Consider the following 24,250-nt stretch of genomic DNA (forward strand, 5'->3'; position numbering starts at 1 on the left):
GGAGAGGCTAAAATGAATAGATGTCCATGGTGTAAAGATAATGAGATTTATATTAAATATCACGATGAAGAGTGGGGTGTACCTGTACATGATGATATAAAACACTTTGAATTCTTAGTATTAGAATCAGCCCAGGCAGGTTTAAGCTGGATAACTGTGCTTAAAAAGAGAGAAGAATATAGGCGAGTTTATGATGATTTTGAACCTATAAAAGTATCACAATATGATGAAAAAAAGGTAAATGAATTAGTGCAAAATCCAGGGATAATAAGAAATAAAAAGAAAATAGAAGCATCCATAAACAATGCTAATAAGTTTATAAATATACAAAAGGAGTTTGGAAGTTTTGATAATTATATATGGAACTTTGTAGACGGATCACCCTTAATTAATAAGTGGGAAGATATATCTAAGGTTCCTGCTACATCAGAACTTTCTGATAGGATATGTAAGGACTTAAAATCTAGAGGATTTAAATTTTTAGGGTCAACGATAATCTATGCATATCTTCAGGCTATAGGTGTTATTAATGATCATATAACTAATTGCTTTAGAGATACACAAATACTATAATAAAAACCAAGGAGCACCAAGAAATACTTGGTGCTCCTTTGAGTATTTTTTTATTATAAGAGATATTATATCTCTTTTTCTATTTTTGTTCCTAAGTACTTCCATGTAAGAGATAAAGTTATAACCTCTATAGGAAGCATAATTAATGCTTTAAGTATTCTAGTTTGAGTTATTAATATAAATGCTTTATCAAATAATATAGCAAGCCAAAGGGTATTTAAGAATATATGCACAATTAACGTTATAAGTACAGATGAAACTATAAATCTTGTTATAGTTTTAGGCTTTTTATAAAGCACTAACCCATAAATTAGTCCTACTATAAATGCACTTAAAGTAAATCCTGGAAAGAAGGGTCCTTTAGGAACTAAGATGGCACCAATAAGATCCTCTACTCCTGCCATAACTCCCCCATATACGGGACCAAAGAGCATAGCACTTAAAGCTATGGGTAAAAACGCAAAACTTATCTTTATTGTAGGTAAAAGTTGTATAGATAAGAATCTAGATAGTATAAAGGTTATTGCAATAAATAATGCCATAGTAACAATTTTTTTTGATGTAGTCATTTTTGCCATTTTAATCACTGCTACTTAAAATATGGACAAATATATCCATATCAAGGTTTTTACTTTTAAGATTACATTTGCATCTTAAAAGTCATAAACTCCCGACTAGCCATCGGTACACATAACATTGGTTTTATTATTAAATTTTGTACCTTGTAGACTTAGTTAAATATATTTTGTCTAGTAGCGTACTCCTTTTTATTTATTTTAATTTAAGCTTTCATATTTTCTTAAAAGGCTTAGGTGAATAAGATCTATTCACTGGTTATATAATATTTTAAATAGGTTGTCTAGAAGAATATTATTTTATTACAAATATACAACTATTTAAATTAAATAGAAAGTAATAGTTTATTGCTTCCTATACCATTATATCAAATACACCGACAATTTACAGAAAATTCGCAAATAAAACTTATAAAAATATTAAACTTTAAATGATAATTAGATAAATTTTCCCCCATTTAATTCAGAGTATTTTAAAGGTGTTTGTAAAATTTAGTGTTTGGCATTACAAAGCTCAATGATATTGTGTTTAAATAAACTATGGAAAGATTTGAACAGTAAGTTTGTATGATATTAGAATCTTATTGCAAAAGGGTAATCACCATAAGTGATGGGAAACTAATTAAATCTAATGATGCAAATAATGAAGGAATTGATGAATTTATATCTTAGTATAATATAATAAATCAATTGACAAAATGAAGGAAGATATATAATGAATATTATGTTTTATGGTTGCATATGCAATAATAGGGAATAAGGTTAGAATCCTTAGCAGCCCCCGCTACTGTAATAGCTACGAAACTCTACTAAAGTCATTAAGATTAATTCTTGAGAAGACAAAGAGGATTAGGATGGAAGCTATAAGTCAGGAGACCTGCCATAAAATGAAAGTGTAAGATTTCGGCGGGAAATTAATGCCATAACTATGCAGCGACTACTCTGTATATGTTGAGTATGCCATGTGTTATTAAGTGCTTAAAGCCCTAGAAATGGGGCTTTTTTTATTTGTAATTTTAGATAACTATAAAGTGATTTTTAGGTTATGAATATGAGTTCCTTTTGGAAAGGTATTAGGATAGAATAAAGTTTACATGAAAAGACAAGCTTCACAAAGTAGTATATAGGGGGGATAAGAACAATGGATGAAAAGCATTACAAATTAAATGAAAAGGAGGAAAAATTATTAAAAATAATCAAAGAAGTAGAATTTGGTGAGATGAAGGTTATTGTTCAAGATGGATTACCTATTAGAGTTGAAGAACTAAAAAAGTCAATTAAGTTATAAACGAAAATATTGTACTGACCAGAAAACTGGAGGTGCCAGGGGTAAATTAATAGTTAAAAGTAACTATTAATCAAATTAAACCAACAGAAAGTAAGGGGGTATAATTGTGAAAAAGAAAAATTTAACGCTGAAGAAAATGCTTAGTGTACTACTAGTTGCATTTATGTTTTTTGGGATTTCAGCTAGTGCAATTTCTAACACATTTAAGAAGGCTAGTGATTCAAAGCCAAAGGGTTATGTAACAGTATCTATGGAAAAATTCACATTGGGTCTTGGTTATATAGTAGAACCGGTAAAGGTACCTATATATGAAAATACTAGGGTATCTGAGGTAATCACTAATTTATTAGGTGAAGGGAATTATCGTATTACGGGAGAGATAGATAAAGGGTTCTATCTAGCCTCTGTAAAGGACAAGGACAAAAGAAAGGTAAATATCCCTCAATATATATTAGATGAATGTGGAGATGTTGATGAGGATAGAACGGAAGATGACTGGCTAGGTGAGTTTGATTATACTAGTATGTCTGGGTGGATGTATTCTGTAAATAATAAGTTCCCTAACTTTGGGGCTGCTGAATATTATCCAAAAGACGGAGACGTTATTAGATGGCAGTTTACTGTTTATGGTTATGGGTCAGATATTGGTGGTGGATTTGAAGGGGACGCAACTTCTGGTTCCTTTGAAGGATCATATAAACCTATTGCTAATAAAGGTGAGCTTACTGCAAAATTAGCAGAAATCAATAGCTCAAAAGAGAAAGCTGCTATTCTTTCAAAAGCAGGTGTACAAGCAGCCTATGACAAAGCTTACAGGGTAGCTCAGGTGGTGGATTCATCACAAGAGAGCGTAGATCAGGCATTTACTACTCTTGACAATGCAGTTAATGGAACTAAACCTGGTAATCCAGAGGATCCAGAAAAATCAACTAATCCAGAAGAACCAAGTAAACCGGAAGAACCAGCTAAATCAATAGATTTAATTAAGTCAAATCCGAGCATAGAAACAGCTATAGATGAAACAGCAGCTTTAATGTATAAAAACACACCAAATCCTGTTCTTGGAACCCTTGGTGGAGAGTGGACAATGCTTTCATTAGCAAGGGCAGGATACACTGTTCCAGAAGAATATTATGAAAAATATTATATTAATGTTGCAAATGAATTAAAGGAAAAGGGAGGAGTTCTTCATAAAGTTAAGTATACTGAATACTCAAGAGTTATATTAGGACTTACAGCCATAGGGAAAGATGTAACAAATGTTGCAGGATATAACTTACTTGAAAAATTAGCGGATTTTAATTCTGTAAAGAAACAAGGAATAAATGGACCTATATTTGCATTAATTGCACTTGATACTAATAATTATGAAATACCTATAATGAAAGATGTAAAGGTTCAAACTACAAGAGATATCCTTATAGATTATATATTAGATTTGGAAATAACAGATAAAAATGGTGTAGTTGGTGGTTGGGCACTAACAGGTAAGACTCCAGATCCAGACATAACTGGAATGGCGCTACAATCTTTAGCTAAATATAAAAATGATGAAAAAGTTAAACCTTATATTGATAGGGCAGTTAAGGTTTTAGCTAATCTTCAAAATGACAAGGGTGGCTACTCAAGTTGGGGATCAGTAAATAGTGAGAGTATAGCACAGGTTATAGTAGCTTTAACTGCACTTGGTATAGATCCAAGCAAGGATACAAGATTTGTTAAAGGTGAAGGAAGTTGGGTTATTTCTGCTATTATGGACTTTTACGTTAGTGGTGGAGGATTTAAGCATGTGTTAGATCAAGAGATAAATGGCATGGCAACGGATCAAGGTATGTATGCCATAGTTGCCTATGATAGATTTGTAAATGGAAAGAATTCTCTTTATGATATGACAGATGCGAAAGAGGTTAAGAGTCTTGAAGATAAGGCAGTAATATCAGCGCCGGAGAGAATTAATGGTAATAAGGGAACAGAGTTTAAGATGCAAGTTAAACTTGGAAGCTGGCCAGAAGGAAACTTTAAATTATTAGAAAGTATAATAAATATTCCAGATAGCATTGAAATTACCGAAGTATCAATGAGTGACAGTATGAGCGGAGGACTTCCAGATTTCGGAGTAGAAGATGGCAAACTACGTACTGTATATACTAATACAGGGCTTAAAGATATATCATTTAAGCCTACGGAATTCCCTTCAGAAGTAATGACAATTACAGCAAAGTTAACTGAAGATCTTCAAAAGGATACAAAGTTATCAATTAATATTGAGGACCTTACATTAAAGGCTGGTTCAGACTCTTCTAAAACAAACAAATTTGATGTAAGTAAGTCAGAAGCAAATATAATAATTGGAGAACAATTAACAGCAAATGCAAGACAGCTTTATAAAGGGGATGGGGTAGATCTTATTCCAGGAAGCAAATCAGCTATAGCAGTAGAGTTTACTAACTTAATAGATACTCCTCATATTATGTTAAATGATAATATTACAATGCTTCATTCAAAGGAGATATCAGATAAGACAGGGATTACGACTTATGTTGCTTTAGTTGATACTACTGTAGCTTTAGATGGATTAAAGGATATAAATAGGTATGATATAAGCAGTAAAAAGAAGGCAGATACCCTTAAGTTTGGAGATTCAAATGGTGATAACACCGTAAATGCACAGGATGCTTTAAATACTTTATCAGGGTGGCTACGTAAAACTGGAACTCCAGATAATAATTCCATACTTTCTATGAATGTTACTGGAGATTCAAGAATTGATACTTATGATGTGCTTTCTATGATGGAAGCTTACGTAAATGGAATCGAATATAAGGTTATAGGAAAATAAATCTTTATTAAGAGAAAAATGGTGACAATGTTAGAGATTAGATAAACTTTTAGGCATTAACAAGTAATGTTTAGCTTACATGATAAATATAGGGCAACCCATAGGAAACTTCCTATGGGTTGCATCTAATGTTTAGGAGGGTCTTATTGTGATAGATAAAATTAAAAATATGACTAGAAAACAAAAAATAATTGGAGCATCTACAGCTGTAATAATTGTAGCTTTAATTATCTTTTTGATTTTTAAAATCTTTTGGGTAATAAAAACCCCCACACTTACTTTAGTACCACCAGCACCTATAGAGGTTTCAAATAGAGATGAAATAATTATAGATATAGTTTTATCAGACCTACCTAAAAATATATATCCAGCAGCAAGTTCAACTTTAGGATTTGATAAAAATAAGCTTGAATTTACAGGAACAAAGCTTGGAACTATGATGACTCATGGAGATGTGACAATAGATAAAAATTCTTTTGATATTCCTCTTTGGAATTGTAATGTAGAAAATGCAAATAAGGGAGGTCAGATAAATACTATGTACTTAGATATGACTGCAGGAAAGTACGCTTATTCTAATGAAGGATTTGATAAAAAGTCAAAAAATGTGGTGCTTAGATTAGGATTTAAATTGAAAGATAGTGCAGTAAAAGGTGAAGTATATAATATTACTATTCATGATGCAGTAATGGCTACTGTAAATGGAGATAAAGAAAAAACCAGTCTTGCTACAAATCAAAACACGCTAAGAGCTAAAAGCTGTAAGATAGTAGTTAAAAAATAAGTGAGGGGGGATGTTTTGTGAAAAAGAATTGGAAGAAGATAGTTATACCAGTGCTTTTAATAGCTGTGATTATAATGGGGTCTTTAACAGCATGGTCAATATATAAGCAAAAGGGCAATTCTAGAAGTGATGACATTCCAAGTGATGGGGTAGTTTCGGCCTCGGTATTTAAAAAACTTATGAAAAGTCATGATATGAAGATGTTTAGTGGAGAAGAGGATGGCATAAAGTATCAATGGCTATTTTTAGGCAATGATATAAAAAAACCAAAAGACATAAATTTATTAATGAAGTTTAATAATGATAAATTAGATTTAATAAAGGATCAAACCAAATCAGAATGGATACAGGGCTTTAGTTTTAAGGAAGAGGATTCTATTGATTATAATCCAACAATATCTATTGAACTAAATAATAAATGGGATTGCAGTGGAGCAGATATCTATAAATTTGACGAAGAGAGCAATAGCTATAAAATAATATCAGGAGCTAGCGTTGAGAATTCAGGAAATACCATGATAACCTTCATTCATTTAGATAATAAAGGAAAGTTCTACATAGTAGGTACAGGAGAATCCTTAGATACAGCTTCTAGTAAAGAAGAAAAGAAAAAAGAAGAGGAAAAGATTGGTGAATCTCCTAAGTATTTAATAGATAGTAACTCTGGAGAAGTTAATAAGTCAGGAAAATCAGGAGTAGGTACCTATACTAATAAATCTAAAGAAAAGTATAAGTCCACCGCAAAAAAAAGAGCACAAATGGCAAAGGGCTCTGATAAAAAAGATAAGTATCAAACAGATCCTATTCCAGAGGGAAAGCCAGTACCTATAGAATGGCAAGATACATCAGTTGATAAAAGCAAAGTTAGACATGCTACCCTTTCTATTAGATGCGATACATTATTAAAGCAGGCTAACTATGCAGAAGCAAAATCAAATGGAAAGGAAGAGATGATTCCTTCAAATGGTATCATTTATTCTACAAAGACAGTGGATTTTTATGAAGGAGAATTTGTATTTGATGTACTTCTAAGGGAAGTAAAAAAGAATAAAATACACATGGAATTTGAAATGACACCAATATATAACAGTAACTATATCCAAGGAATTCATAATTTATATGAGTTTGATGGAGGAGCCTTAAGTGGATGGATGTACAAGGTTAATGGATGGTTTCCTAACTATGGATGTAGTAGATACTTACTTAAAGAGGGGGATGTTATTGAGTGGGTTTACACCTGCGATTTAGGTAGAGATGTTGGCTGTGAGTGGATGGGAGGAGAGTAACTTTGACTAATTCTTTTAAAGACTTTCATCCAGTAGTGAACTTTTATTATTTCACAGTGGTTATAATATTTAGTATGTTTTTTATGCATCCAATATTTTTAGGTATTTCTTTAATTTCTTCCTTTATTTATTCTGTAAGTTTAAATGGGAAAAAGGCAGTTAAATTTAATCTTTTATATATGTTGCCCCTACTCATTATAACCGCAATTATGAACCCAGTCTTCAATCATCAAGGTGTGACTATTTTATTTTATCTTGAGAGTGGAAATCCTATGACCTTAGAATCCATATTATACGGTGTTGCAGCAGCGGTAATGTTTATTTCAGTTATTTTATGGTTTTCAGGTTATAATGCAGTAATGTCATCAGATAAATTTATTTATTTATGGGGAAGGATCATTCCAGGGACTTCCCTTATAATTTCCATGGTACTAAGATTTGTTCCAAGATATAAGGCACAAATTAAGATTATATCTAATGGTCAAAAATGTATAGGGCGTGATGTAAGTAATGGAAATATTATAGCTAGAGCTAGAAATGGTATTAAGATTTTATCAATTATGACCACCTGGGCTTTAGAAAATGCTATTGAAACAGCAGATTCAATGAAGGCAAGAGGCTATGGGTTAAAAGGACGTACAAGCTTTTCTATATTTAGGTTCGATAGAAGAGATAGGATTACATTTTTATCCATGATAGGACTTACAATAATAATTTTACTAGGTTCATTTTTAGGAGAAAACACCATAATATATTATCCTATTATAAAAATAAAGGCAATTACTGTATTCAGTATACTAGTTTATATTGCATATATTCTACTTTGTATGATGCCTTTTATCATAGATCTTAAGGAGGAAATAAAATGGAGGCATTTGAACTTAAAGGAGTAAACTTTACATATCCACTTAAAGATACGAAAGCACTTAATGATATTAATTTGACTATAAAACAAGGAGAGTTTTTAGTAATATGCGGAAAGTCAGGCTGTGGAAAGAGTACATTACTACGTCATTTTAAAACTGCCTTAACACCTCACGGGACTAGAAGTGGTGAGATTATATTTAATGGGAAGCCCATTGAAGATATGACAATGAGGGAAGATGCATCTAACATAGGATATGTACTTCAAAGTCCTGATAATCAAATAGTCACAGACAAAGTATGGCATGAACTTGCATTTGGACTTGAAAGCCTTGGATGTGATAATAAGACTATAAGACTTAGGGTAGCTGAAATGGCAAGCTATTTTGGTATCCAAACTTGGTTTATGAAGGAGGTAACAGAATTATCAGGAGGTCAAAAACAATTATTAAACCTAGCATCAATTATGTCAATGCAACCATTAGTTTTGATTTTAGATGAGCCAACATCCCAATTAGACCCAATAGCTGCAAGTGATTTCCTTCAAACTATAAAAAAGATTAATAGAGATCTTGGAATAACTATAATTATGTCAGAACACCGTCTAGAAGAGGTATTTACCATGGCAGATAGAGTAATTGTAATGGATGAGGGTGAAATTATAATTAATGATATTCCTCAAAAGGTAGGTAAAACATTAAAAGATATCAAACATGAAATGTTTATAGCCATGCCCTCTGCTATAAAGATACACTCAATGGTAGAAAACAACTTAAGCTGCCCTATTACCGTAAGAGAAGGGCGTAATTGGATTAATGAACTGTTAAAAGAAAAGGATATCTTTCAAAAAAAAATCGAAGAAAGATTCAGAATTAGTTATAAGGATCCTTCAATGAAAAATTCGAATAATAAACTATTTAAAGGCAAAGTTAAGGCATCAGAAGATATTGCAATTAGTATTAAAGATGTATGGTTTAAATATGGGAAGAACTTACCTGATGTAGTAAAAGATTTATCTTTAGAGGTAAAAGCCGGAGAGTTTTACTGCATTGTAGGGGGAAATGGTACAGGTAAAACCACTACACTTTCAATTATAAATGGAATAAATAAACCCTATAGAGGTAAAGTTCTAATACAGGGTAAGGACATAAGGAATATGGCAAGTAAGGAGTTATTTACAAAAAACCTAGCAGTACTGCCACAAAACCCTCAGGTGCTATTTGTAAAAAAGACGGTGGAACTTGACCTACATGAAATGCTGTCAAAGTTTAAGTTAAGTAAAGAAGAGAAAAAAGAAAGGGTTAAAGAAATAGCAAGGATAGTAGAAATCGAGGATCTTTTAGCTATGCACCCTTATGACTTAAGTGGAGGAGAACAACAAAGGGCCGCCCTCGCTAAGGTTCTACTCTTAGAGCCTAGAATTATTTTACTAGATGAACCTACAAAGGGACTGGATGGACACTTTAAAGAAAAGCTATATAAAATTTTCAAAAAGTTACTTAATGAAGGTGTCACCATAGTTATGGTGTCCCATGACATCGAGTTTTGCGCTGAATATGGAGATAGGTGTGCACTATTTTTTGATGGTAATATAGTTACCTCTGATACCCCTAATAAGTTTTTCTCTGGGAATAGCTTTTATACTACCGCTGCCAATAGGATGTCACGGCATGTATTTCAAAATACAGTAACCTGTGAGGATGTGATCAATTTATGCAATATAAATATGGGGAAGATGAAATAGAGGAAGAGATAAAATACAATGAGAATTCTCTAGACAGTTACAAAACAAATGAAGATAAAAGTCAAAAAGAAACAGATGATGAATATAAAGAGGAAGCTAAAGCTGAAAGCAATAAATTAAATGAAAGAACCTTATTTGCATCAGTATTAATATTAATTGTAGTTCCAGTAACTATATTATTTGGGATCTTTGTGTTACATGATAGAAAATATTATTTCATAAGTTTACTAATTGTTATAGATACAATGATTCCATTTTTTATGGTGTTTGAAAAAAGAAAGCCACAGGCAAGGGAACTAATAATAATTTCAGTATTATCAGCAATTGCAGTGGCAGGAAGAGCAGCCTTTTTTATGCTACCACAGTTTAAACCCGTAGTTGCAATAGTAATTATTGCAGGAGTATGCTTTGGAGCAGAATCAGGTTTTCTTGTAGGAGCTATATCAGGATTTGTATCCAACTTCTTTTTTGGACAGGGCCCATGGACACCATGGCAGATGTTCGGATTCGGAATAATTGGCTTTCTTGCAGGGATTTTATTTAAAAAGGGGAGACTAAAGAAAAATAGGATAGCCCTATGTATATATGGAGGATTAGCCACCTTTTTTATATACGGAATATTATTAAATACAGCCTCTGTATTTATGATGTATTCTAAGTTCAGCATAGAGGTATTCATAGCTTGCATTATATCAGGTATACCCTTTGATGCAGTACACGCTGTATCCACAGTGTTTTTCCTATTTGTAATATCACAGCCAATGATAGAAAAACTAGATAGAATAAAGATAAAATATGGATTAATAGAACCGTAAGGATGACATCATTGATGCAATGTATTATCAATATTACCAATAGGACAAGCGTATAGTATAGCTTTTTTGAATTAGAAGAAAGGATCTATGTAAAGTATAATGAGGTTGTCTATAGAAATACATTTCTAAGGTTATATTAAAAAAATTACTAAAAAGGGAAGATGAGTATGCATTATATTGGTATAGATATAGGATCTACAGCTTCTAAGGTTGCTGTATTTTGTCATGAAGATTTAGTGGAAACTTTTATGATTCCAACGGGTTGGAGTAGCGTGAAAACTGCAGAAGAGATAAAAGATCATCTAGAAAGTAAGAACTATGTAGAAAATTCATATATTGTGGCTACAGGTTATGGCAGAGTTTCTGTGCCCTATGCAGACAAAACTGTAACTGAAATAACTTGTCATGGTAAGGGAGCAAACTACATTATTAATAAGGATTGCACTGTAATCGATATCGGTGGCCAAGATACTAAGATAATAACAATAAAAAATGGTAAGGTTACAAGCTTTACTATGAATGATAAGTGTGCTGCAGGTACAGGAAGATTCTTAGAGATGATGGCAAATACTTTAGGGCTTGATCTTATGGAGATGAGCAAACTTTCTAAAGATGGATCAGGAATAAGTATTAGTTCTATGTGTACCGTTTTTGCAGAATCTGAGGTTATAAGTCTTATAGGCAGTGGTGAAAAGAGAGAAAATATTGCCTTTGCCGTCATTGAATCTATTTCAGGAAAGGTAAACTCTTTATGCCAAAAGCATGGAAGGGATGAAAACTACTTTTTAAGTGGAGGGCTTTCAGAAAATACATACTTAATAGATAGTCTTGCAAAAAAGCTGGGGAAAAATGTAGAAACTAGTAAGCTAGGACGATATGCAGGAGCTATAGGTGCAGCTATTGTAGCAAAAGAAACAAGTGATAAGTTAAATTGGGATTAAATAACATTTACATATATAATGAAGGCTAATATTTAGCAAAGTTTAATATTTAATCAAACCTAATTTTAAGGAGGAGTAATAATGGCAGATTACAGAGAGATGTGGGGCAAGTTAGACATGGATTTAGAAAAACATGATCAGCTTTGTGCAGCCTTACCTGAAATGTTTGGAAGCGTATATTTAACTCAAAAAAATAGACCGGAAGGTATGAACTATTTTAACTTTGTTTTTTCAGAGGTTCATGGACTTCGGATAAAAGAACTTGAAGATCATAAAAAGCAAGGTGGAAAGGTGCTTGGAACCTTTTGCGTATTTGTACCAGATGAAGTTATATTGGCAGTCAATGCTATATCTGTAGGACTTTGTGCTGGATCACAATTTTGGGTTGAAGATGGTGAAAAACATTTACCAAGAAATCTTTGTCCACTAATAAAGGCCTTTGTTGGTGCAAAGGTAAGTGGTACATGCCCTTACTTCCAATCTTGCGATATGGTAATTGGTGAAACTACTTGTGATGGTAAAAAGAAAGCTTGGGAAATCTTAAGTGACTATGTACCTGTTCATGTAATGGATCTTCCACAAATGAAGAGAAATAAGGACTATAGTATGTGGATGGAAGAGATAAAATTGTTCATAGATGAGGTAGAAAAGCTTACAGGGAATAAAGTTACAGTAGAAAGTTTAAAGGAAGGTATAGATGTCTGTAATAAGAAGAGAAGAGCCCTTAAAAGACTTTACGATTTAAGAAAGGTGACCCCTTCTCCGATAACAGGGCTTGATTCTCTTTTAATATCACAAATTGCATTCAATGATGATCCTAAAAGATTCACTGAAGAGTTAAACAAGCTATGTGATGAATTAGATGAAAGAGTAAAGCAAGGCAAACCTGAAGGAAAGAAAAGAATTATGATAACAGGTACACCTATGGCTATTCCTAACTGGAAGCTTCACAGTATAATAGAAAGCCTTCCAGCAGAGGTTGTTGTAGAGGAAACTTGTACAGGTACTAGATACTTTGAAAATGAAGTAAATCCAGAAGGAGAGACTATAGAAGACTTAATAACTAATCTAGCAGACAGATATTTAAATATAAACTGTGCTTGCTTTACACCAAATGAAGGAAGAATAGATGATATATTAAGATACGTTAAAGAATACAACATAGACGGAGTGGTTTACTCAAACCTTTCATTCTGCCACACTTATTCTGTAGAATATAATAGGGTAGAAAAGGCTTTAAAAGAAGCAGGAATACCTATGATTAATATAGAAACAGACTACTCAACAGAAGACTCAGGTCAAATAAAAACAAGAGTGGAAGCCTTCATAGAAATGATTTAAGGTGATGAATTTTAATGAACAGTAATGGAAATATAAAAAATTATGTATTATTTCCTTCGCATAGTAGTGGACTTGCCCTAGAAACTATACTAAAAAAGCATAAAATAAAATATACCATAGTACCAACACCAAGAGAACTTTCAACTTGTTGTGGAATATCCATGGAATACAATAAAGAAGATGAGAAGGTCATAAAAAAGTTAGTAGAGGAAAACTATATTAAGGTCTTAGGATTTCATAGCATAGAAAAAAAGTATAAGAATATTTATAGTTAAAATTATAAAAAAGTGCAAAGCTTCGCAAGTAATATATTAAATCAGTAGCTAGTAAAACTAATTATATACTAGCTACTTTTTTTGTGGGAAATTATAATAAAGGATTTAGATATATGTATACGGGGAAGTGTCTATTTTTTACTTATGATATTGTGAAGCGTACCTGTGGAGAACCAAAATAAATAGATATTAATTAAATGTTAGCAAATAAACCAATGATATTAAAATTGTCATTGGTTTATGTTATAATTTTTTTGAGTTAAAGATGTGTATTAAGTGAAGAAATAGCTAATGTTTATAATATAAATAATATTTATTAGGAAATAAGTAATTAAGTAAAGAACTTATAGCTAATTATTAAGAAAGGATATAGTCAAGCAAATTTATTTAATAGGGTTAGGTTATAAGATATATTTTAAAATCATATCTTATTTTTTATAAGAAATATAACTAAAAAAGAGGTATAAATATGATAAAACCGATTGTAAAAGATATATTGTTTTTAGGACAAAAATCAGAAGAGGCAACTAAAAATGATATAGTAGTAATTGATGATTTAATAGATACATTAAGAGCAAACTTAGAGCATTGTGTTGGATTGGCTGGTAACATGATTGGAGTAAAAAAGCGTATATTGGTATTTACTGTAGGTAACCTTATTGTGCCTATGATAAATCCAGTTATATTAAAGAAAGAAAAGCTTTATGAAACAGAAGAGAGTTGTTTATCTTTAATTGGCGTTAGAAAAACAAAGAGATATGAAATGATAGAGGTGGAGTATCTTGATAGAAATTTTAAAAAGCAAAAGCAAGTGTTTACTGGATTTACGGCACAAATAATTCAACATGAAATGGATCATTTTGAAGGTGTAATAATCTAATAATAAAACACTACTGCTATTCTCTAGCTAAATTTTAAGTAAATTTGACTCTTAATAAGTAAATAAGTAAATAAGTAAATAAGTAAAATTATAAAATCAGAAGATAAAATTTAACTTCAAAAGGAGAAATATGTAATGAATATAGAAACACCAATATCTGGATTTGTGGGATCGGTAAAATATGGCGATACAGTAGGTCTTGTTATAGCAAATGTAGATAGTGTTTTACGAGATGAAATGGGATTAGATAAAAATGATAGAGCAATAGGCATTATAAGCAACAGGACTGGAGCGGGATCTCAACTTATGGCTGCAGATGAGGCAGTAAAAGCTACCAATACGAAAGTAGTAAGTGTTGAGCTTCCAAGAGACACAAAGGGTGGCGCAGGACATGGGTGTTTGATTATACTTGCATCAGAAGATGTATCTGATGTAAGAAGGGCAGTTGAAATTACTCTTGATAACACGGAAAGATATTTTGGAGATGTATATGAATTTGATTCAGGTCATATAGATTTGAACTATACTGCAAAAGCAAGTCATGCTTTAAATAAAGGCTTTAATGCTCCTATAGGAAAAGCTTTTGGAATAATTGTAGGGGCACCAGCAGGTATGGGAGTTGTAATGGCAGATACTGCACTTAAAAATGCAAACGTTGAACTTATTAGCTATTTAAGTCCAAGTCAAGGAACTTCACATTCAAATGAAGTCATTATAACAATATCAGGAGACTCAGATGCTGTAAGACAATCAGTAATTGCTGCTAAAGAGGTGGGATTATCTATTGCTAAATCAATGGGTGGAAATCCTATATCCATTTCAGGTAAACCTTATATCTAATATAGTAGTTATGATGATTTTAATATAAATGAAGTTACCAAAATAAATAGATAGTGATTAAATATTTATAAATAAGCTAATGATATTAAAAATGTCATTGGCTTATGTTATAAATTTTATTGTAAAGTAAGTGATGAAAAAGAACAGAAAGTCTTACTTAAGTTATTTAGGCAAGGGAAAGTTGATGAAGGATTAGAAGTAATTGTTAACATGATGATAGAAAATAATAAAGATGAAGTTGTTTTTAAAAAACTTACAGAGCTATATGACTATTTTGTGCATAATAAAGAGGGCCTAGTTCCATATAAATTAAGAGACAATATAACTATGCCTACAGCACCCGAAGGGGTAGAATATAGGCAATTAGGGACTATAGAACATAACATTTGAGATGTGTTAGCACATAGAATGAAAGGTAGAAAGATGAGCTGGTCTATTAATGGAGCCGATAACTTATCTAAAATTTCAGCAGAAAAGTTTAGCAATAGATTATTTAGTACCTTGGATAAAATCTATAAAAACATTATACCGAAGGGCGTTATAGATACTGTAATTCGTGAAATACCTTTATCCGCTTCCGCGGTTAATAAAAAGGGTACGAAATCTAAAGAATATAAGATACATACCGCACCTATTCTGTGTAATGGAGCCGCGGTTACCTTGGGAAGAAAAGTAATACAAAAACTTTGTGGATTAAAAGGATTTGGAAGTTTTAGCTACAATTAGAAGTAAAAACGGGTAGGGTAAATTATAAATACCCCATGTAAAGTAATGGATGATAAATTAAACAAAATAGTTGCCCACTTTTACTTGACTCAAACCTTTTATTTACTTTTATATTATACTATATCCGAATATTGATTGTATAATTAATTGTAACATATATACTAATTTATGGTACAATTATAGTAATAGATGAATAAGATTATTAAATTTAATATAGCATAATAGTAAAGGAGAAAACAAAATGGAAGAGATAAAAAAGAGAGTAAGAAAATTTAGAGATGATAGGGAATGGTCACAATTCCACACACCAGCAAACTTAGCCAAGGCAATAAGTATAGAAGCTGGTGAATTACTAGAACACTTCCTTTGGAATAATAACTATGATAAAGAAGCTGTGGGAGAAGAACTAGCTGATGTTATGGTTTATTGCTTACATATGGCAGATTCCCTAGGGGTTAATATAGAAGATATAATAGAAAAAAAGATGGATAAGAATGAAAAGAAATATCCAGTAGAAAAAGCAAGAGGAACAAGCAAAAAGTACACTGAACTTTAAGAGAAGGATTGGGGTAAGTATATGATAATTTATGAGGCAAGTAAGGATGAGTTCATAAAGCATGTAGATAATGATGAAATAAGTATAGCAATAGAAAAGGCATATAGAAATAAGATAGGGAAAGCTAATCCAGCTGAGATTAGGGCGTGGAAAAATTCTATGCTTTATATGTATAAAGCATTAAACATACCTCAGATTCCAGGTGACTGTACTGTTGCTATTGAATATAGAATTCCAGCAACATCAATGAGAATAGACTTTATACTTTCAGGTGTAGATAAAGATGATAAACAAAATGTAATTATTGTAGAATTAAAGCAATGGGAAAAGGTAGAAGAGGTTCAAGATGAAGATGGAATAGTAAAAACATTTATTAATAAAGGAATTAGAAGAACTCCTCATCCTTCTTACCAAGCATGGACTTACGCCTGTGCAATAGAGGATTATAATGAAGGTGTAGAAAAAAATAAAATAGCTTTGCATCCCTGTGCATATTTGCATAACTATATAAAAACAGAGAATGATCCATTAATTTCACAAATCTACAATAACTATTTAGAAAAAGCTCCTGCGTATACTCAAGGAGAGGTAAATAAGCTTAGGGAATTTATTTTAAAGTATGTCACAAAAGGAGATCAGGGTAGGGCATTATATAACATCGAAGGTGGAAAGATAAAACCTTCAAAATCATTACAAGATGCTCTTTTATTAATGCTTGATGGTAATGAAGAATTTAAGCTTATAGACCAACAAAAAGTTGTTTTTGAAAAAATTAAAAGGGTGGCATTGAAAAATATATTATCTGGTAAAAAACACGTTTTTATTATAAAAGGTGGTCCAAGTACAGGTAAGTCGGTATTGGCAATCAATTTATTAGTAAAGCTTAATGCAGCAGGGTATCTTACACAATATGTTTCTAAAAATGTAGCGCCTAGAGATGTATACTCATTAAAACTTAAAGGAAGCTATACACAAAAGTATATTGGAACTTTGTTTAAGGGATCAGGCTGTTATATAGATTCTAAAGAGAATGAAATAGATGTGTTATTAGTTGATGAAGCTCATCGTTTAAATGAAAAGTCAGGAATATTCAAGAATAAAGGTGAAAATCAAATCAAAGAAATAATAAGTACATCCAAATTATCTGTATTCTTTATTGACGAGGAGCAAAGAGTAACATTTAGTGATATAGGTTCTGTATCATCAATAAGGGATTTTGCAAAGGAACAAGGTGCAACAGTTATTGAAGAAGAATTAACAGCCCAATTTAGATGTAATGGTTCTGATGGATATTTAAATTGGATTGATGATGTACTAGAGATAAAAGAAACAGCAAATTTTGATGGATTTGACTTTGATTATGACCTTAAAGTTGTAGATGATCCTAGTCAAATGAAAGAATTCATTATGGAGAAGAATAAGGAAAATAACAAAGCAAGAATGCTTGCAGGATATTGTTGGGAGTGGGAGACTAAGAAGGATAATAGTAAAGATAAGTATGATATTGTTTTATCGGGGTTTGATTTTAAGATGAAGTGGAATCTTAATTCAAAAGAACCATGGGCAATAGGAAAAAATTCTGTAAATGAAATAGGATGCATTCACACTTGCCAAGGATTAGAATTTGATTATGTTGGGGTTATTATAGGTGAAGATTTAAGATATGAAAATGGAAAAATAATATCAGACTTTACTAAAAGGGGACGTTCAGATAAGAGTTTAAATGGTATAAAGAAGTTATATAAAAATAATAAGCAAGAAGCACTAGATAGGGCAGACGAATTAATTAAGAATACATATAGGGTTTTAATGACTAGGGGCATGAAAGGGTGCTATATTTATTGTAAGGATGAGGCTCTTCAAAGATATTTAAAAAGTAGGGTAGATAATATGAAGAATAATTTAACTTATAAAGAAATTGAAGAAGAATATGTATTGTCTGAGAAGTTAGTTATTTTATAAATTTATATAATTATTATGTAAAGGATGGTGTGATTATGGATTACGGGACAGCTTTACTTTCTGCTTTTATTGCTATATATTTTATAATTAAGTATAGCAAAGATAAAAAGGGTTTTAATCTAGCTATAGCTTTTATTTGCACTACAGGAATGTTTTACAGAAAAACTTTTGGTATATATAACAATGTAGGTAACTCAGCACAAACTATTATTAATATAATTTATAGGACCTTTGTCTTAACTTTATTGGCAGTTTATTTTATTAATGAAAAGAGTAAGAGAAAAAAGGAAAATAAATACCAGTTATAATATTCATAGATGTTAGGTCATAATAGTCATATAGCCATCAAACTAAGAAGTTTATATACAAACAGGCCCATTTATTTGTATATAAACTTCTTGATGTATGATGTGATATTAGATTTATTTGATATTATTAACATTCTTTAAAATTTCCTCAAGCTTTTCGATAGTTACAATTCGATCATTACATTTTTCGCTATCTAAACATATATCGAAGCCTATTGATTTGTAGGCACCTTCCTTAGTATTATCTGTTTTACAAAGAGATGAAACAAAGGCTACTTCATTTTCCTCACCTACCTGATTGCAAAGCGCACACATATGTGTGTTATTTGAACCATGATTTGTAATTGGACATTTCATACCTATAAGGTTACCATTCATATTGTAAGCTACAAATAATTTTCTAGTGGATTCATCAATCCAACCTAAATACACGTTCTTTGAATCTTGTGCATTTAGGTTTGGCAATTTAAGTTTCTTTTCCTTTTTAAACAATTTACTAATTTGCATATTTGTAATGTAGGGCATTCCATATACATATTCATTTAACTCAGCTAAATACTTATCAATTTGTAAGGGTTCGCTTATTTTACTAATATCAAGTATCTCTTTTTCTTCTTCAGATAAGTTTGTAAAAATGTGTAATATTTTCTCCTGTATATATGCTTTATTAGCTTCAATAATGTTAGCATCTACACAGTATTTGAAAGCATTATTTAAGTCATATAAACGCTTTCTTATATAATTATACTCATGTTTCTTTATAAAAGCTTTCATAAAATATAGCACCTCTTTTCTAACAAATATTATTTTATTATTCATGAAATTAAAGAAGATAGTCTCACAGGCTTATTTCAGTATTAGCAAAATAACGCAAAAGATGATTATTATTACTCCAACTGAAAGTAACAATAATCATCTAAATTTAAAATATATTATATATAAGAATCACTTGATATATGAATTTTAGTTTAAATTAGAAATGATAACTTTCAATGGGTTTACACAATGAAAGTATAACATGGGTTTAAATAAATATTCAATCTAATAAATGATTCTATAACGATTTTGAGCATAGACGTTTCTCTTGACTAATTATTTTTCTTATACTTTTTTTTGATAGATAATATTCTTCAGTTAGTGCATTAATAGTAGTTCCATTAAGATATTTTTTATAAATTTCATTATTTCTCACCTTAAGTCTACTCTTTATACCACTCTTTTCTCCCCAAGCTTTATGATTTCCACTTTTTCTGGGTACATAAAGATATTCTCCGTCTAAATATTCTTGTATTATTTTAATAACTTCTTCTGGTAACACATCTTGTGCTTTTACATACCTCATTTTTTTACTCCTCACTTTTATTATAGTGTTAAAGCAAAGAATACTAAAAGGCTATGTGTTACAGAGCCTAAAACACGTAAGTATTTAAGCTAACTTAACAGATTAGGCTCCAAACAAAGCATAGCTGACTTTGTTGTAGTCTTTGCAAGGAGCAATCTGATTTAGAGCTGAATGTATCAAATACCTTCATAAAAACACCTCCAATACGGTATGATAATTATATCATAATTAATCTTTTTATATCAATAGTGGGAAAATTGAGAATGAATATATAGTAAGATGGTAATAATATAATAACATAGTACTAGATTACAGAGGTTAGTTGTTGAAGATATAAGATTATAATATACTTAATAAGTAAAGTGATATTTACTTATTAGATAATATACATTATACTAATAAATAGAGAATCTAATAGTGGAAAGGAGCATATATATGAAATATAAAGCACTTTCAAGTATATTTTATAGTGACAATAGCGAATATTTAAAGACATATACAGATAGATATAATAGTGAATCAACTTATAGATTTAACTTTAAAGTAGGCGAATATGGTTCTTTTGTTGTTATTAATCATGATATATTACAAAGAGTTGAATCTATAATGGAATTAGATCGTGAATTATTAAAAAAGATGAATAGCGTGCCACCCATAGCATTAAACCAATATAAAAAGAAATGTTTAATAGATGAGATAAGAATGACTAATGAAATAGAAGGTGTAATTAGCACAAGAAAAGAGATAAATGAGATTTTAAATGATAAAACTTATGAAAATAAAAAAAGAAGATTATACGGATTAGTTAAAAAATATCAACTTATAATGGAAGAAGATATACCATTTTCAAAGTGTGAAGATATAAGAAGTTTATATAATGAATTAGTTCTAAAGGAAGTAATTGAGGAGAATAGTAAAAATGAGCCAGATGGAAGTATTTTTAGAAAGGATAGAGTATATGTACAAAATCCTTCAGGAAAAGTAATTCATAATGGTATTTATCCTGAAGATGAAATAATTAAATGTATGACCGATGGGTTAAGTATTCTAAATAATGAGGATTATAATTTTTTGATAAGAATTGCAGTTTTTCATTATATGTTTGGGTATATTCATCCATTCTATGATGGTAATGGCAGAACAAGTAGATTTATAAGCAGTTATTTATTATCACAAAAGTTGCAGTATCTAGTTTCATATAAATTATCGTATACAATAAAAGAAAACATTAGCTCATATTATAAGAGCTTTAAAGAAACTAATGATGAAAAGAGTAGAGGCGATCTAACTATTTTTGTAATAAAGTTTTTTGATATGCTGATTAAGTCATTGAATGATTTATGTGAGTCTTTAGACGATAGGAGTAATAAACTTGATTATTTTGGAGATATAGCTGATAAAATTTCTGGCGAAGATGATAAAAAGGGAACTATATTATTTATATTAATACAAAATACTCTTTTTGGAGAAGAGGGATTAAGTGTTGATGAACTACATGATATTTTGAATTATGGTAAATATAAACTTTCGAATGTTGGAAAATCTAAAATTAGAAGTTCTTTAAAGGAACTACAAGAAGAAGGAATATTATACATTACAAAAAGCGGTAAAAAGAACTTGTATGATGTAGATTTGGATGCTATGAGTAATTTAAATTAGGGGTGATAATTCAATGGATAAAATGATAAGTAGGGTATACTTACACTAACCCTAACCCTCAAAAATAAATTTGGAGGTTTTTATGTTAAATAATAAAGAGTTTGATTTATGGGCGGATGGATATGATAGAACTGTTCAGTTAAGTGAAGAGGGTAATGAATATCCGTTTGCAGGATATAAAAGTGTTCTTAATACTATTTACAACATAGTGCATAAGAAAGAAAAAGTAAAAGTATTGGATATTGGATTTGGTACAGGAATATTAACAAAAAAGCTGTATGATGATGGGTATGAGATATATGGGATTGACTTCTCGGAAAGAATGATAGAAATAGCAAAGGAAAAAATGCCTTTAGCTAAGTTATTCCAATATGATTTTTCTAAAGGTTTACCGAAAGAACTTGAAAACATAAAGTTTGATTATATTATAAGTACTTACGCAATTCATCATTTAGAAGATAAAGATAAAATTAAGTTTGTTAATAAATTAGATAAATATCTCTCTAATAATGGTGAGATTATTATTGGAGATGTAGCATTTGAAACAAGAGAGTTACTAGAGCAGTGTAAAATAAGGTCTGGTGATTATTGGGATGATGAAGAAATATATATTGTATTTGACGAGTTAAAAGAAGCTTTCCCTAAAAACAATATAGCTTTCATATCTATATCTCATTGTGCAGGAATTATTCAGTATAAAAGACTGTTATAGCTTGAATTTATGTATAATAAAGAGTTGAAAAATAAGATATGAGCAATATATAAATAAAATTTACAATATAAGTTCTGTTATAATCTAAAGCGTTTAATATTTAGGTCAAGGGATAAGCCTTATCATATATAAGAAAATGATAAGGTTTATTTTGCGTTTATATAGAAAGTTAATATCAAATTTAAAAGAGATAGTAAAAAACACCTTAAACTATAAGTATCATATTGTAAACATTTACGGAATCAGATAAAATATAGTAAATAGCTTTATTTATAGCTTGCAATAGGTATTACTTATTGTGCCTTGTGTAAATATATTTAAAAATAGCACAAAATGACGTACTTATATATATTTGAGTGTATAAGTTTAGGAGGGTGATAGAAAATGCCACATATTATTGTAAAACTTTGGACAGGTAGAACAGAAGAACAGAAAACAGAACTTACTAATAAGATTGTAAAGGCTGTGGTAGAAACAGTAAATGTAGAAGAGGCCAGTGTTTCTGTTTCATTTGAAGAAATTTCAAGTGACAGATGGGCAAAAGAAGTATATAAACCAGATATTTTAGAAAAGGAAGAAACTCTATACAAAAAGCCAGGATATTCATACTTAGAATGTGAATTGAATTGATATTTCCTTAAAAATAACACAAAATGATTAATAAGTTTATAGATGAAGAAAATGTTGCTGAAATTGGCATAAAGATTTGTGATTTTCGGCCTCTATTGATTATGAAATGAAAGAAGAAGAATATAAATATACTCTTTAATAAAAAGGAGAAGTTCACTTATGAATGAACAGAGTACTAAAAATAAAGAAGCATGGGAATATCGGGCATATGAGTTTTGGAATATGAGGGAAGGGTCTCCCGCAGAAAAAGCAAAGAAGATTATGAAAGATCCAAAAGCCTGCTTAAAAATTCACCAAAAATACTTTCATGATGTGAAAGGGTTAAAGATTGGTAATCCCTGTGGGTCTAATGGGAGAAAGGCAGTTCCACTGGCACTTATGTGAGCGGATGTAACAGTATTTGATATCTCTAAAGAGAACATGAGGTACGCAATGGAATTAGCAGACAGTGCTAATACTTCAATTGAATATGTGGTTGGGGATTTCTATGACCTTGACCTTAATAAGTACAATGAATATTTTGATATGCTATATCTGGAAGGTGGTATTTTACACTATTTCAATGATATTAGTGAGTTTATGAAGATGTTATATGCCATAACTAAAAAGGGTGGGAAGCTTATTTTAAGTGATTTTCATCCATTTAGAAAGATTACTTCAGTGGGACAGTTAGGAAAATCTGCATCTTGCACAAAGGGCAATTATTTTGATTCTAAGGTATATAACGGAGATTTGGCATATAAGAGTGAATTTAGTGAAGAAGAACAAGGGGACTTTCCAGATTGTTCTCTTAGATTTTACACATTAAATGAGATTATTAACGCAGTTATTAATGTAGGATTTACACTAAAAGAATTTAATGAGCATCCAAATTGGGATGATGAGAAGATACCAGGGGAGTTTACTATTTTTGCTATAAAGTAGGATGAAGCATAAATATATAAAGGTGAACGAGACTTTATATAGAATATATTATTAAGTAACAAAATATAATCGGTTTATTATATACCAAAGGACATATTATAAGGGGGAGTTACTATGAAAAGAGGTATTAAAAAGTTATTAGGGATAGCTACGGTTCCTATTATTTGGGGAGCTTTTGTAGATTTAAAGTATGGTGAAATTGGTTCATTTATAACAAGAGTTATTTGTGTTACTGCAATTGGATACTTAGTGGTGTTTATGTCTAATAAAGGGAAAGTGATATTGAATAAGAATAGATAACTTTATAAGACTACAAGTATTAAGGTTTTAGAAGATTCTATAAATAAGCATATTGACATAGTTAAAATGGAAGATTTGGATATATT

25 protein-coding genes, 2 pseudogenes and 1 riboswitch are annotated in these 24,250 nt (G+C 30.7%); of the genes and pseudogenes, 24 read left to right on the forward strand and 3 right to left on the reverse strand.

Features of this window, described 5'->3' with window-relative positions; genetic code table 11:
- Nucleotides 1-12: 12 nt before the first annotated feature.
- Complete coding sequence (locus tag BV55_RS0106235) at nt 13-573, forward strand: DNA-3-methyladenine glycosylase I (protein ID WP_029451955.1); 561 nt, start codon at nt 13-15, stop codon at nt 571-573.
- 65 nt (nt 574-638) lie between these two features.
- Here the strand turns inward: BV55_RS0106235 and BV55_RS0106240 are convergent, their stop codons facing one another.
- Nucleotides 639-1,151 carry a folate family ECF transporter S component gene (locus tag BV55_RS0106240; protein WP_198023199.1) on the reverse strand — a complete coding sequence of 171 codons (513 nt, stop codon included), beginning with the start codon at nt 1,149-1,151 and terminating at the stop codon, nt 639-641.
- Between the two features lie 712 nt (nt 1,152-1,863).
- A riboswitch (cobalamin riboswitch) is annotated at nt 1,864-2,047 on the forward strand.
- A 242-nt stretch (nt 2,048-2,289) separates the two neighbouring features.
- On the opposite strand from BV55_RS0106240, the gene BV55_RS0106245 reads away from it, so the two are divergent.
- The 17 genes and pseudogenes from BV55_RS0106245 (at nt 2,290) to BV55_RS0106325 (ending at nt 18,597) form a co-directional block, all read left to right on the forward strand.
- Nucleotides 2,290-2,436: a DUF2292 domain-containing protein gene (locus BV55_RS0106245; protein ID WP_029451957.1), complete on the forward strand. Its 147-nt coding sequence runs from the start codon at nt 2,290-2,292 to the stop codon at nt 2,434-2,436.
- A 106-nt stretch (nt 2,437-2,542) separates the two neighbouring features.
- The gene (locus BV55_RS14860; RefSeq protein ID WP_051652418.1) at nt 2,543-5,275 is read left to right on the forward strand and encodes a DUF4430 domain-containing protein; all 2,733 of its coding nucleotides are present in this window, start codon (nt 2,543-2,545) and stop codon (nt 5,273-5,275) included.
- A 148-nt stretch (nt 5,276-5,423) separates the two neighbouring features.
- On the forward strand, nt 5,424-6,059 hold the full coding sequence (locus BV55_RS0106255; protein ID WP_029451959.1) for a cohesin domain-containing protein: 636 nt from the start codon (nt 5,424-5,426) through the stop codon (nt 6,057-6,059).
- Nucleotides 6,060-6,076: 17 nt separating this feature from the next.
- On the forward strand, nt 6,077-7,345 hold the full coding sequence (locus BV55_RS15800) for a DUF4430 domain-containing protein (protein ID WP_051652419.1): 1,269 nt from the start codon (nt 6,077-6,079) through the stop codon (nt 7,343-7,345).
- Nucleotides 7,346-7,347: 2 nt separating this feature from the next.
- Nucleotides 7,348-8,238 (forward strand): energy-coupling factor transporter transmembrane component T, encoded by an 891-nt coding sequence (locus BV55_RS0106265; RefSeq protein ID WP_029451961.1) that lies wholly within the window; start codon nt 7,348-7,350, stop codon nt 8,236-8,238.
- Nucleotides 8,211-9,953, forward strand: coding sequence for an ABC transporter ATP-binding protein (locus tag BV55_RS0106270; protein ID WP_029451962.1), 1,743 nt, complete (start codon nt 8,211-8,213; stop codon nt 9,951-9,953). The genes BV55_RS0106265 and BV55_RS0106270 overlap by 28 nt, the downstream gene beginning before the upstream one ends.
- Nucleotides 9,923-10,768, forward strand: coding sequence for an ECF transporter S component (locus BV55_RS0106275; protein ID WP_029451963.1), 846 nt, complete (start codon nt 9,923-9,925; stop codon nt 10,766-10,768). Before BV55_RS0106270 ends, BV55_RS0106275 begins: the two co-directional genes overlap by 31 nt.
- Before the next feature lie 167 nt (nt 10,769-10,935).
- Nucleotides 10,936-11,709, forward strand: coding sequence for an acyl-CoA dehydratase activase (locus tag BV55_RS0106280; protein ID WP_029451964.1), 774 nt, complete (start codon nt 10,936-10,938; stop codon nt 11,707-11,709).
- An 81-nt stretch (nt 11,710-11,790) separates the two neighbouring features.
- Nucleotides 11,791-13,050, forward strand: coding sequence for a double-cubane-cluster-containing anaerobic reductase (locus BV55_RS0106285; protein WP_029451965.1), 1,260 nt, complete (start codon nt 11,791-11,793; stop codon nt 13,048-13,050).
- A 14-nt stretch (nt 13,051-13,064) separates the two neighbouring features.
- Nucleotides 13,065-13,325, forward strand: a complete 261-nt coding sequence (locus tag BV55_RS0106290) for a putative Se/S carrier protein (RefSeq protein ID WP_029451966.1) — start codon at nt 13,065-13,067, stop codon at nt 13,323-13,325.
- Nucleotides 13,326-13,794: 469 nt separating this feature from the next.
- Complete coding sequence (locus BV55_RS0106295) at nt 13,795-14,205, forward strand: peptide deformylase (protein ID WP_029451967.1); 411 nt, start codon at nt 13,795-13,797, stop codon at nt 14,203-14,205.
- Between the two features lie 132 nt (nt 14,206-14,337).
- Nucleotides 14,338-15,045 (forward strand): annotated as a pseudogene (gene pduB, locus BV55_RS0106300) (propanediol utilization microcompartment protein PduB); the annotation flags it as partial.
- Between the two features lie 210 nt (nt 15,046-15,255).
- Nucleotides 15,256-15,435, forward strand: coding sequence for a hypothetical protein (locus BV55_RS0106305; protein ID WP_029451970.1), 180 nt, complete (start codon nt 15,256-15,258; stop codon nt 15,433-15,435).
- 18 nt (nt 15,436-15,453) lie between these two features.
- The gene (locus BV55_RS0106310; RefSeq protein ID WP_157469615.1) at nt 15,454-15,771 is read left to right on the forward strand and encodes a hypothetical protein; all 318 of its coding nucleotides are present in this window, start codon (nt 15,454-15,456) and stop codon (nt 15,769-15,771) included.
- Between the two features lie 241 nt (nt 15,772-16,012).
- Nucleotides 16,013-16,327: a nucleotide pyrophosphohydrolase gene (locus BV55_RS0106315; RefSeq protein ID WP_029451972.1), complete on the forward strand. Its 315-nt coding sequence runs from the start codon at nt 16,013-16,015 to the stop codon at nt 16,325-16,327.
- A gap of 21 nt (nt 16,328-16,348) precedes the next feature.
- Nucleotides 16,349-18,289 carry a DUF2075 domain-containing protein gene (locus BV55_RS0106320; protein ID WP_029451973.1) on the forward strand — a complete coding sequence of 647 codons (1,941 nt, stop codon included), beginning with the start codon at nt 16,349-16,351 and terminating at the stop codon, nt 18,287-18,289.
- Between the two features lie 35 nt (nt 18,290-18,324).
- A complete protein-coding gene (locus BV55_RS0106325) occupies nt 18,325-18,597 on the forward strand; it encodes a hypothetical protein (RefSeq protein WP_029451974.1) in 273 nt (90 codons plus the stop codon).
- 114 nt (nt 18,598-18,711) lie between these two features.
- On the opposite strand, the gene BV55_RS0106330 is transcribed toward BV55_RS0106325, so the two are convergent.
- Together BV55_RS0106330 and BV55_RS0106335 are read right to left on the reverse strand one after the other, a co-directional pair.
- On the reverse strand, nt 18,712-19,371 hold the full coding sequence (locus BV55_RS0106330; RefSeq protein ID WP_029451975.1) for a FusB/FusC family EF-G-binding protein: 660 nt from the start codon (nt 19,369-19,371) through the stop codon (nt 18,712-18,714).
- A gap of 280 nt (nt 19,372-19,651) precedes the next feature.
- Entirely contained in the window at nt 19,652-19,939 is a 288-nt protein-coding gene (locus BV55_RS0106335; RefSeq protein WP_029451976.1) for a CD3324 family protein, read from the reverse strand.
- A 435-nt stretch (nt 19,940-20,374) separates the two neighbouring features.
- On the opposite strand from BV55_RS0106335, the gene BV55_RS0106340 reads away from it, so the two are divergent.
- From BV55_RS0106340 to BV55_RS0106360, 6 genes and pseudogenes are all read left to right on the forward strand, one after another.
- Nucleotides 20,375-21,598 carry a Fic family protein gene (locus BV55_RS0106340; RefSeq protein WP_029451977.1) on the forward strand — a complete coding sequence of 408 codons (1,224 nt, stop codon included), beginning with the start codon at nt 20,375-20,377 and terminating at the stop codon, nt 21,596-21,598.
- Nucleotides 21,599-21,680: 82 nt separating this feature from the next.
- Nucleotides 21,681-22,310, forward strand: a complete 630-nt coding sequence (locus BV55_RS0106345) for a class I SAM-dependent methyltransferase (protein WP_029451978.1) — start codon at nt 21,681-21,683, stop codon at nt 22,308-22,310.
- A gap of 384 nt (nt 22,311-22,694) precedes the next feature.
- On the forward strand, nt 22,695-22,940 hold the full coding sequence (locus BV55_RS0106350) for a tautomerase family protein (RefSeq protein ID WP_029451979.1): 246 nt from the start codon (nt 22,695-22,697) through the stop codon (nt 22,938-22,940).
- 159 nt (nt 22,941-23,099) lie between these two features.
- Nucleotides 23,100-23,324, forward strand: coding sequence for a hypothetical protein (locus BV55_RS15805; protein ID WP_242850855.1), 225 nt, complete (start codon nt 23,100-23,102; stop codon nt 23,322-23,324).
- Nucleotides 23,325-23,339: 15 nt separating this feature from the next.
- Nucleotides 23,340-23,864 (forward strand): annotated as a pseudogene (locus tag BV55_RS15810) (class I SAM-dependent methyltransferase); the annotation flags it as partial.
- Nucleotides 23,865-23,978: 114 nt separating this feature from the next.
- Nucleotides 23,979-24,164 (forward strand): hypothetical protein, encoded by a 186-nt coding sequence (locus tag BV55_RS0106360; protein ID WP_029451980.1) that lies wholly within the window; start codon nt 23,979-23,981, stop codon nt 24,162-24,164.
- Nucleotides 24,165-24,250: the final 86 nt, after the last annotated feature.

Source organism: Clostridium algidicarnis (assembly GCF_000703125.1).
In the GTDB taxonomy this organism is placed as follows: domain Bacteria; phylum Bacillota; class Clostridia; order Clostridiales; family Clostridiaceae; genus Clostridium_L; species Clostridium_L algidicarnis.